Origin of the sequence: Novacetimonas hansenii JCM 7643, assembly GCF_000964405.1 — a bacterium.
Taxonomy (GTDB): domain Bacteria; phylum Pseudomonadota; class Alphaproteobacteria; order Acetobacterales; family Acetobacteraceae; genus Novacetimonas; species Novacetimonas hansenii.
The window spans coordinates 1-2,225 of sequence record NZ_BANE01000422.1 but is presented as its reverse complement, the minus strand read 5'-3'; the positions used below and the strand labels follow the sequence as shown (position 1 = coordinate 2,225).

2 protein-coding genes are annotated in these 2,225 nt (G+C 66.0%); both read right to left on the bottom strand.

Going from position 1 to position 2,225, the window contains the following annotated elements; all coding sequences use genetic code 11:
- Positions 1 to 67: 67 nt before the first annotated feature.
- Positions 68 to 1,510 (bottom strand): pyruvate kinase, encoded by a 1,443-nt coding sequence (gene pyk / locus B7G66_RS16890; protein ID WP_003616608.1) that lies wholly within the window; start codon positions 1,508 to 1,510, stop codon positions 68 to 70.
- A 135-nt stretch (positions 1,511 to 1,645) separates the two neighbouring features.
- A partial coding sequence (locus B7G66_RS16885; RefSeq protein WP_048859448.1) for an SH3 domain-containing protein occupies positions 1,646 to 2,225 on the bottom strand: 580 nt, incomplete at its 5' end.

Genomic DNA, 2,225 nt, shown 5'->3' with positions numbered 1-2,225 from the left:
CTTTTTGAAAAAAGGCGGCACCCAAAAACTTTTCTTGTTTTTTACCGGTGACCAGTGGGGCCTGACCCTACTGCACCCGCGCCACACGCAAGGTGTTGGTACTGCCGGTCACACCAAAGGGCAGACCGGCGGCAATGACCACAGCATCCCCCGGACCCGCGCACCGGGCCTGCGTCGCGGCTTCAAGGGCCTGGTCCACCACGGTCTCGATCCCATAGACCGGAACTTCCTGCCCCGCCGAAAGCGCAACCACGCCCCATGCGATACACAGCCTGCGCGCGATTTCATCCGTGGGCGTCAGGCCAATCACCACGCAGTCGGGCCGTTCACGCGAAATGCGCAACGCCGTGCGCCCCCCCAGCGTAAAGGCCACGATGACCGGGGCATCCACCGATACCGCCACCTGCCGTGACGCGGCGGCGATCGCATCGGCGACGGTACTTTCGGCGGGTGATGGGGTGGCGGCCTGCATTGTCAGGTTCCATCCCGCATCGCCTTCCACGCTGCGTACGATACGATCCATGATCGCCACCGCCTCACGCGGGTAATCGCCCACGGCGGTCTCCGCCGACAGCATGACCGCATCCGCCCCATCAAACACCGCCGTCGCCACATCCGACGCTTCCGCCCGGGTGGGGGTGGGGGCGTGGACCATGCTTTCAAGCATCTGCGTCGCAACAATCACCGGGCGGCCCATGCGGCGTGCAACGCGGATGATCCGCTTTTGCGCCACGGGCACCTGTTCTGGCGGCAGTTCGACGCCAAGGTCGCCACGCGCGACCATCACCACGTCCGACAGGGCCACAATCTCGTCCACGCTGTCCATGGCCTGCGGCTTTTCCATCTTGGTCAGTATCCAGGCCTGCCCCCCGACAAGTTCACGCGCATCGCGCACGTCCTGCGGGCGCTGGACAAAGGACAGGCCAACATATTCCACCCCGAGTTCAAGGGCGAAGGCCAGATCATCGCGGTCCTTTGTGGTAATGGCGGGGATGGGCAGGACCACATCGGGAACATTGACGCCCTTGCGATCCGACAGGCGCCCCCCGACCACCACCTGCGTCAGGAGGTGATCCGCCCCCTTTTCACGTACCTCCAGCCGGAGCCTGCCGTCATCAAGCAGAAGGCTGCTGCCGATGGCGGCGGCCTCCACGATTTCGGGGTGCGGCAGATGGACGCGCGTCTCGTCCCCCGGATGGGGTTCAAGGTCAAGGCGGAACATCGCGCCGGGGCGCAGGGTCACGCCACCGTCGGCAAAGGTGCCAACCCGCAGCTTCGGCCCCTGAAGGTCGGCCAGAATGCCCAGCGGTCGCTGGATCTCGGCTTCCACCGCGCGGATGGTCGCATGGCGCTGCGCGTGTTCGGCGTGCAGCCCGTGGGAGAAATTGAGGCGGAACACATCGACGCCGGCATCCGCCAGCGCGCGTATGGTCCCGTAACTGGAGGTGGCCGGTCCCAGCGTCGCCACAATCTTGGTCCGTCGCTGGTCATGCGCGAATATAGGGTCCATCGGGAATCCTCTTTGCCGGACGGACGCAATGCGCGCCGTTCGCGGCCCTTGCCTGAACCGGCATTCCCGATGCGCGCACGGCATGGGAAATGCCTGCCACCGCGCACGCCAGACCGCGATCAGGCCAGAGCGCGATCAGGACGGCGAGATGACTTCCTGCGGCAGCAGCCCCCACAGCGACTGCCGTTCCAGCCAGCCGGAGTACTGCTTGACCGTTACCTGGCACCAGCCCGAACCTGCCGGACACTGGCGCAGCGTCCCCACCACTCCGGGCTTGAGCACCGCGACAATGGGGGACGCGGGATCTGCCTTGCCACGCAGCATGACACCACCCGGCACGGCCGCCGCCTGCGTGGCGTCGGCCACATGCCCGATGATGCGGCTGTCGGCCCGACCGATAACATCCGTTTCCTTTGCGGATGGCTGGCCTGCCTGCTGCGCATCACCCTGGACTGGCTGTCCCGGTATGACGAACGTGCGTGTCCCCACCAGGGTTGCCTGATGGACCCACCCTTTCTGTCCGTCCGCATCCTCCACCAGTCGCCAGACATCGAATTCACGTTCGATTTTCACCGGCAGCCCACGGCGGTGATACACCCAGTCGATGGGATAACGCTGTCCCGGCCCGGCGCGCAGGTTGACCTCGTCCGCGCGGAACGCGGCAAAGCGCGGCAGCGGCAGGCCGGTCGCACTGCCCTTGTCAGGGGACATCCCC